The organism is Streptomyces sp. NPDC002835, assembly GCF_053591995.1.
Genome location: NZ_JBSFUW010000126.1, coordinates 1 through 1,456, shown reverse-complemented (window position 1 = coordinate 1,456; position 1,456 = coordinate 1). Strand labels below are relative to the sequence as shown.

At 66.9% G+C, this 1,456-nt stretch carries 1 protein-coding gene and 1 pseudogene; both read right to left on the bottom strand.

The genetic code is table 11. From position 1 onward, the window contains the following. A partial coding sequence (locus ACWD01_RS37440) for an aminotransferase class III-fold pyridoxal phosphate-dependent enzyme (protein WP_451168452.1) occupies positions 1-693 on the bottom strand: 693 nt, incomplete at its 3' end. Between the two features lie 280 nt (positions 694-973). Further along, positions 974-1,456 (bottom strand): annotated as a pseudogene (locus tag ACWD01_RS37435) (2-oxoacid:ferredoxin oxidoreductase subunit beta); the annotation flags it as partial.

Below are 1,456 nucleotides of genomic sequence, written 5' to 3'. Positions count from 1 at the left end.
CAGGTCCTGCAGGGCGCGCAGCCACTCGGCGCGGGCCACGTTGATGCCGCCCTCGCCCTGGACCGTCTCGACGATCACGGCGGCGGGCTTGTTGAAACCCGAGCCCTGGTCCTCGAGCAGCCGCTCGAACCACAGGAAGTCCGGGACCTGGCCGCCGAAGTAGTTGTCGAACGGCATCGGCGTGCCGTGCACCAGCGGGATCCCGGCGCCGGCCCGCTTGAAGGCGTTGCCGGTGACCGCGAGCGAGCCGAGCGACATGCCGTGGAAGGCGTTGGTGAACGAGACGATCGCCTCGCGGCCCTTGACCTTGCGGGCCAGCTTCAGCGCCGCCTCGACCGCGTTGGTGCCCGTCGGGCCGGGGAACATGACCTTGTAGGGCAGGTCACGCGGCCGCAGGATCACATTCTGGAACGACTCCAGGAACGCACGCTTGGCGGTGGTGGCCATGTCCAGGCCGTGGGTGATGCCGTCACGCTCGATGTAGTCGATCAGAGCGCGTTTCAGCACGGGGTTGTTGTGCCCGTAGTTCAGCGATCCGGCACCGGCGAAGAAGTCGAGGTAGGTGTGGCCGTCCTCGTCGTGGAGGTGGCTGCCCTGCGCACGGTCGAACACGGCGGGCCAGCCGCGGCAGTAGCTGCGCACCTCGGACTCAAGGGTCTCGAACACGCTCAGGGCGGGCGGGGTGATGGTCACAGCGAATCTCCTCCTGGGAGAAGGAACGGAAAGGGATTACTCAGTGGTGCTTCTGAGACCTTGGACAGCGGAGAACCGCTCCCGCGGCCCGGAATGGCGACGGATCGCCGGTCCGGCCTCGTTCCATGGGTTTCTGTGGTTGAACACCGGCCGAACACCGGCCCGATCCGATCCTGTGCGGGACGACTCCCGTATCCGTGGACGGAGCGGAGACTGTGGTACAAGCGCCCCTCTGGGATGGTGAGTTCGCCGGCCTCGGGACATGGCCGGGTATTCGCTGCTATCCGTCGACCGTCCAGGTGTCGCCACCGGAGAGCAGCGCCCCCAGATCACTCTTGCCGTCGCGCTCGACCGCAGCAGCCAGTTGGTCCGACATGAGGGTGTCGTACACCGGCCGCTCGACCGACCGCAGGACACCGATCGGCGTGTGGTGCAGTGTGTCCGGGTCGGCGAGCCGTGAGAGCGCGAAGGCGGTCGTGGGCGAAGAGGCGTGCGCATCGTGCACAAGCACCTGCGCGTGGTTCTCCTCGGTCACGTCCACGATCTGAAGATCGCCGGTGAGCGCGTCGCGCACGACGCCCTTCTGGTCGTCAACGCCGCACCGGATCTGCTTGCCGTGCTCAAGCCGGATGACGGCCTGCTGTGCCGTCTCCTTGTCCTTCAACACCTCGAAGGCGCCGTCGTTGAAGATGTTGCAGTTCTGGTAGATCTCCACGAGCGCCGTGCCCTGGTGGTCGGCCGCCTGGCGCAGTACCTCGGTGAG